The 6000-nt window shown below is 58.7% G+C and carries 6 protein-coding genes and 1 pseudogene; 4 read left to right on the top strand and 3 right to left on the bottom strand.

From position 1 onward, the window contains the following. A partial coding sequence (locus JKA62_RS28995; RefSeq protein WP_223017068.1) for a hypothetical protein occupies positions 1-211 on the bottom strand: 211 nt, incomplete at its 3' end. On the opposite strand from JKA62_RS28995, the gene JKA62_RS26510 reads away from it, so the two are divergent. From JKA62_RS26510 to JKA62_RS28990, 3 genes and pseudogenes are all read left to right on the top strand, one after another. After that, positions 191-646 carry a VOC family protein gene (locus JKA62_RS26510; protein ID WP_011333654.1) on the top strand — a complete coding sequence of 152 codons (456 nt, stop codon included), beginning with the start codon at positions 191-193 and terminating at the stop codon, positions 644-646. The genes JKA62_RS28995 and JKA62_RS26510 overlap by 21 nt on opposite strands. 79 nt (positions 647-725) lie before the next feature. Continuing rightward, positions 726-2270: a class I SAM-dependent methyltransferase gene (locus JKA62_RS26505; protein ID WP_011333655.1), complete on the top strand. Its 1545-nt coding sequence runs from the start codon at positions 726-728 to the stop codon at positions 2268-2270. A gap of 293 nt (positions 2271-2563) precedes the next feature. After that, a pseudogene (locus JKA62_RS28990) lies at positions 2564-3195 on the top strand (PDC sensor domain-containing protein); the annotation flags it as partial. Positions 3196-3269: 74 nt separating this feature from the next. Here JKA62_RS28990 and JKA62_RS26490 read toward each other — a convergent pair. Next, positions 3270-4394: an alkene reductase gene (locus tag JKA62_RS26490; RefSeq protein WP_201820215.1), complete on the bottom strand. Its 1125-nt coding sequence runs from the start codon at positions 4392-4394 to the stop codon at positions 3270-3272. A 118-nt stretch (positions 4395-4512) separates the two neighbouring features. Continuing rightward, positions 4513-5190, bottom strand: coding sequence for a type 1 glutamine amidotransferase domain-containing protein (locus tag JKA62_RS26485; RefSeq protein ID WP_011333657.1), 678 nt, complete (start codon positions 5188-5190; stop codon positions 4513-4515). Positions 5191-5399: 209 nt separating this feature from the next. Between JKA62_RS26485 and JKA62_RS26480 the strand changes: the two genes are divergently transcribed. Continuing rightward, positions 5400-5984, top strand: a complete 585-nt coding sequence (locus tag JKA62_RS26480) for a TetR/AcrR family transcriptional regulator (RefSeq protein ID WP_011333658.1) — start codon at positions 5400-5402, stop codon at positions 5982-5984. Positions 5985-6000 lie beyond the last annotated feature (16 nt).

The raw sequence follows: 6000 nt of genomic DNA, 5'->3' as shown, positions 1-6000 counted from the left end.
AGTGAAACGATGCATCGCCGATGGTAGTGTGGGGTTTCCCCATGTGAGAGTAGGTCATCGTCAAGATTAAATTCCGAAACCCCAATTGCGAAAGCAGTTGGGGTTTTGTTTTGCCCGCAGGAAAGTTTTTGCTCGCGTCAGCGAGCCCGTTGATGGTTACCATGAGCGTCCGTTCGGCAGGAGGCAGGTAATGCAACTCAAGTTCAGTCACGTCGATGTACTCGTCAATAACCTCGAAGAAGCCTGTGCGTATTACGGGCGGATTTTAAAGGCGAGAATCTCCAGGACGCTGGTGTGGGAGCGGGGCGGCCTGCATGTGCGTTATGCGATTGCGTTGATCGGGCAGGAGCGTTTCATGCTGGTTCAGCCATTGGCCGGGAATCTGCGGGAGCTCCTGGATAGCGCAGGCGAGGGCATGATCTACCGTCACTGCTATTCGACCCCCGACATCGAAAAAGCCTACGACGAACTGGTCGCCGAGGGCGTGCTGCCAGAAGATGAAAACGGTAAACCGCTGGCCCGCGAACACCTGCAATCGCCGGCAGGGACACGCATCATCTGGCTGCCTAAACGCTTTGGCCACTTCTCGATTGAAATCCTCGAAGAAAAAACGCTGGAGGCGTTTATGGAGGAGGCGTTTGCCTGACGTTTTTCCTCTTGTGATACGTCACGACTACCCCGTATAAGAGCGACTTTCACTTCCGATATAAGAAAAGGGTGCACGCATGAGCAATGCCTGGAACGAGGGATATTTCACGGACGAAGGTTACACCTACGGGTACAGCCGGGAAATCAATCCGGTTTTCCAGCGTTATTGTCTGCTGTTGCGCGGTTTCGCCACGCTGGAGAGTACCGACGGTTACCACTGTGAACTGGGTTTCGGTCAGGGCGTCTCGATCAATATCCATGCCGCGGGCAATCCGGGCACCTATGTCGGTACCGACTTTCACCCGGGTCAGGCGTCCCATGCCATCGCTCTCGCACGCGACTGGGGCAGCGATGCGCGACTGTATGACGACAGCTTCGAGCAGTTGCTGGCCCGTCATGACTTGCCCCAGTTCGACAGCATCAGCCTGCATGGCATCTGGACCTGGGTCAGCCGCGATAACCACAAGCTGATCGTGGAATTCGTCCGTCGCCATCTCAAACCAGGTGGTCTGCTCTACGTCAGCTACAACTGCTTCCCGGGCTGGTCGCCTCAGGCACCCTTGCGCCAACTGTTCAGCCTGCACGACCGGTTCGCCAGCCAGGCCGGTGCGCGCCCGGATCAGCGTATCGATGCAGCGCTGCAGTTTTCCGAAGCGCTATTGGCGGCCAACCCCAAATATGCCAACTCCGCACCGGGTCTGGACGCCAAGCTCCAGAGCATCAAGGGCCAGGACCGCCAGTACGTCGCCCATGAGTATTTCAACCGCGACTGGAACTGCATGTATTTCACCGACGTGGTTGATGCCCTGGCACCCGCCAAGCTCGATTACGCCACGACAGCCGTGCCGCTGGACTCCGTCGACCCGCTCAACCTGAGCGCCGAAGGCATGGACTTTCTGGAAGGTATCGAGCATCCCGTCATGCGCGAGCAGGCGCGTGACTACTTCGTGAACCAGAGTTTTCGTCGGGACCTCTATGTACGCGGCGCCAACAGACTGTCTGCCACCGAGCACCGCGAGCGCATGCTCGGCACGCGCTTCGTCCTGTTACAGGCGGCCGAGAGCGTGCCAGCCAACGTCACTGGTCCGGCAGGCGCAGCGACATTGCAGACAGAGATCTATGGCCCGGTACTCGCAGCCCTGGCGGATGACGCCTATGTGCCGAAGACCTTGCGGCATTTGCTGGATCTTGTGCCCTCGTTGGCCTATGGCGACGTCGAGCAGGCCCTCAACGTGCTGATCGGCATGAGCGTCGTGGCGCCCTGTCAGAGCGAGGCGGCCGAAAAGCTGGTGCAGGCCCGCTGCAATACCCTAAACCTGCAGCTGTGCAAGCGTTCGTTGTATGGCAACAAGATTCAGACCCTGGCGAGTCCGGTGACCGGTGGTGGCGTGACGGTCAGCCGCTTCCAGCAGTTGTTCCTGATATCGATCAAGCAAGGCAAAAAACACCCGGATGAATGGGCGCAACTGGCGTGGGGCATCATCGGCGGCCAGGGCGAAGGTCTCCTCAAGGACGGCAGGGCCCTGACCACCGCGGAAGAAAACCTTGCCGAACTGACCGTGCAGGCCCAAGCGTTTGCCGAGAGTACGCTGGTGATTCTCAAGGCTTTGAAAATCGTCTAGTCGAGACGAGGGACGGCAGGACGTTCTCGCGTCGCCTGTCGTCGTCCGGGGTATTTCGGATTCTTGCGCAAAACCAGAATGACAGCACCGCGGCTGACGTGCTGACAAGGACGCGCGGTCGATGTAATGCCCCGGTCAAATAACAGTGTCAACGGAAACCGGACTCTGCATAAGGTACTGATGTGAAGCGTGATACTCACCTTGTAATGCTTTTGCTGTTGGTTATCGGCTGCTCACTGGCATCGCTCACGATCTGGAAGGTGCTGGGTTCCTGAGATTGAGCACTTGACGAGGTGAACGTCCATGGGTTGAACCTGACGCAGGCACTTGCGACGTATTCCGAAGGCATTGTCCGGCAGAGCTCGCTACTTCTGCTCGGACTCGTCGAGCGCCTGGAAACCGAGGGCAGTGGTCCGGCGCAGATCGAACGGCTCAATACTTTGATCAACGGGCAGCGACCGCTGATGCCGCAGCAGAGTGGCATCACTCTCTACGACAACAAAGGTCATTGGTTGATGTCATCCAACCGGCCGATTCCTGTCGGTGCCAACAGCAGCGACCGAATCTATTTCACTCACACCGCGATGATCCATCCCGCGAGCCCTTCATCGGCCCGCCCATCCGTAGTCGCTCGAATCAGGAATGGGTGATCACCATCAGCCGGCGTTTCAATGACGCTCGCGGTGAGTTTGCCGGTGTGGTGGCGGTCACCTAGGGAGTGGAAAACTTTCTGCGTCTGTTCGGCCAGCTCGATGTAGGACAGGAGGGCGCCATCGGCTTGTCCTACACCGACGGCACGCTGCCGGTCCGTTACGCTTTCCGCGAATAGGACATGGGACGCAACTTGGTTGGCATTGTGAGTGTGAGCATCGGCATTGCGGCCGCCACAGGGTCGCAACTGGACAGGGTACAAGGCCTGATCGCTGCGGCAGATCAGGCGCTGTATCAAGCCAAAGGGGCGGGCCGCAATCAGCTCGCCAAAAGTGTCGCCAGTGAAAGCTACTCTCCGTACACCGGGTAATCCACATAGCCTTCGGCATCACCGCCATACACCGTAGCCGGGTTCAGCGAATTCAGCGGCCAGTCATTGGCGATGCGCGCGGGCAGGTCCGGATTGGCCATGAACGGACGACCGAAAGCCACGAGATCCGCCAGTCCTGATTCCAGCAAGCGTGCACCGCTTTCGGCGTTGTAGCGACCCGCGTAAATGATCGCGCCGCCGAAGGTGTCGCGCACCGCTCGACGGAAGGTTTGCGGCATCACTGGCGCGTCGTCCCAGTCGGCTTCTGCAATAGACAGGTAAGCAATGGCGACGTCTTGCAGCACCTTGATCGCTTCGATGTAAGTGGTGTGCGGATCTTCCTCGACCATGCCCAGGTAAGTCCGCGCTTCATCGGTGGTGGTGAACAGCGGCGCGAAGCGCACACCGACTTTTTCCTTGCCGATGCACTTGGCGACCCCGGCGACTACTTCGCGCAGAAAACGCAGGCGATTGTGCAACGAACCGCCGTACTGATCGGTGCGCAGGTTGCTGTTGGCGGAGATGAACTGGTTTACCAGATAACCATTGGCGCAGTGCAGTTCGATACCGTCAAAACCGGCGTCCATGGCATTGCGCGCCGCCTGGATGTATAGCTGAACCAGTTCCTGGACTTCATCGGTGGTCAGCGCTCGAGGCGCGGACGGCGGAACCAGAGCGCCCACACCGGGCGCGGTTTCGATGAACACACTGACCCGGTCGGTGGCGATGGCGGAGGCCGACACCGGTGCGTCGCCATTGGGTTGCAGGGCAGTATGGGATACGCGACCGACATGCCATAGCTGCGCGAAAATCACGCCGTCACTGGCGTGGACAGCCTCGGTGACCTTGCGCCACCCGACGATTTGTTCGGGTGTATGAATGCCTGGAGTCCAGGCGTATCCCTGCCCACGAGGCTCGATCTGGGTGCCTTCAGTCACCAGCAAACCGGCACCGGCACGTTGCTGGTAATACTCGGCCATCAATTCATTGGCGACATTGCCCGGTTGGGTGCTGCGCTGGCGGGTGAGGGGCGGCAGGACTATGCGGTTTTTCAGGATGTGGCGGCCCAGGGTGACGGGTGTAAAGAAACTGCTGTGGTTCATGGAAATACCTTGTTCATGGTCTTATTAGACCAGTCGACTATTCAAGTGGCGAAAAAAGAACACCGTGCAACGCGCACACGGTGTCCGGATCAGTCGTTCGAGGATGTAGCGGAAAGCTTCAGCCCAGCAGCTTCAGCAGTTTTTCGGCGACAGCTGCCGAGCTGGCAGGATTCTGGCCGGTCACCAGATTTCCATCAGTCACTACATGAACCTGCCAGTCGGCAACTTTGGAATAGCGACCGCCAAGACGCTGAAACTCGTCTTCGATCAGGAAAGGTACGACATCTGTCAAACCGACGGCCGCCTCTTCGGAATTGGTGAAACCGGTCACTTCGCGATGCTGGATCAGCGGTTTATCGTCCGTATCGACCACATGACGCAGTACCCCCGGTGCGTGGCAGACAAAACCATGGGGCTTGTTGCTGCGCGCGAAGGCTTCGATCAGGGCAATCGAATGCTTGTCTTCAGCCAGGTCCCAGAGCGGGCCATGGCCACCTGGATAAAACACGGCATCGAAATCTTCGGCGCGGACGTCGGCCAGGCGGCCGGTGCTCGCGAGTGCCTGTTGGGCCTCAGGGTCCTGGCGGAAGCGATCGGTTTCAGTCGTCTGAGCGTCGGGCTCGTCGCTCTTCGGATCCAGCGGAGGCTGGCCGCCAGCGGGCGAAACCAGGGTGACGTCGGCGCCGGCGTCCTTGAAGGCGTAGTAGGGGGCGGCGAACTCTTCGAGCCAGAAGCCGGTCTTCTTGCCGGTATTGCCGAGTTGATCGTGGGAAGTCAGAACCATCAAGATTTTCATAGAGCACCCTGGGTTGGTCTGGCGGCGTTCATGAGCAAGGGATTCGCGCAGGATCGACACCGGGAAAAGGTTTGTCGGGGCGCAGCATAGTTTCCAATTAGACCAGTCGTCTAGTAATTTTTTCTCTAAAGCTTTTTCATGGACAGGTGTGGCAAACTCGCGTTCCTTTGAGTTAAACGACTGGTCTATTGCCTGGTAATCTGCGCCCCATGAAACCGACCTACGACGACACCCGCCAACATTTGCTCGACACCGGCCACCGGATGATGGCCGAGAAAGGCTTCACCAGTGTCGGCCTGAACGAGATCCTGCAGACCGCCGGCGTGCCCAAGGGCTCGTTCTATCACTACTTCAAATCCAAGGAACTGTACGGCCAGGCCCTGCTCGAGGATTACTTCGTCGACTATCTGGCCGACATGGAGCGACGCCTGACGCTGCCCGGCCTGAGCGCCCATGAGCGGCTGATGGATTACTGGCAGGGCTGGCAGGATCGCTGCACTCTGGAAGGCCATGGCGACGAATGCCTTGTGGTGAAACTCAGTGCTGAGGTGGCTGACCTTTCCGAAACCATGCGCCTGACCTTGCGTGATGGTGCAGAGCGAGTGGTGGCGCGCATCAGCGAGTGCATCGAGCAGGGCCAGGTCGAAAAAAGCTTGCCTGAGGGCGATGCTCGGCAACTGGCTGAAACCCTGTATCAACTGTGGCTGGGGGCCAGTCTGCTGAACAAACTGCAACGCACAGGGCAATCGTTGAGTACGTCGATGGCGACCACGAAGCGCCTGTTGAGCGTGTGAGAAAGAAATAGACGCA

This window comes from Pseudomonas sp. B7 (assembly GCF_016735645.1).
Classification (GTDB): Bacteria; Pseudomonadota; Gammaproteobacteria; order Pseudomonadales; family Pseudomonadaceae; genus Aquipseudomonas; species Aquipseudomonas glycinae.
This window is presented reverse-complemented; position numbering and strand designations above follow the sequence as displayed.

Bases quoted from the DNA above. Each gene is read 5' to 3' on its own strand.
- JKA62_RS26490 (WP_201820215.1), bottom strand. From the start codon at position 4,394: ATGAACCACAGCAGTTTCTTTACACCCGTCACCCTGGGCCGCCACATC.
- JKA62_RS26510 (WP_011333654.1), top strand. From the start codon at position 191: ATGCAACTCAAGTTCAGTCACGTCGATGTACTCGTCAATAACCTCGAA.
- JKA62_RS26505 (WP_011333655.1), top strand. From the start codon at position 726: ATGAGCAATGCCTGGAACGAGGGATATTTCACGGACGAAGGTTACACC.
- JKA62_RS26485 (WP_011333657.1), bottom strand. From the start codon at position 5,190: ATGAAAATCTTGATGGTTCTGACTTCCCACGATCAACTCGGCAATACC.
- JKA62_RS26480 (WP_011333658.1), top strand. From the start codon at position 5,400: ATGAAACCGACCTACGACGACACCCGCCAACATTTGCTCGACACCGGC.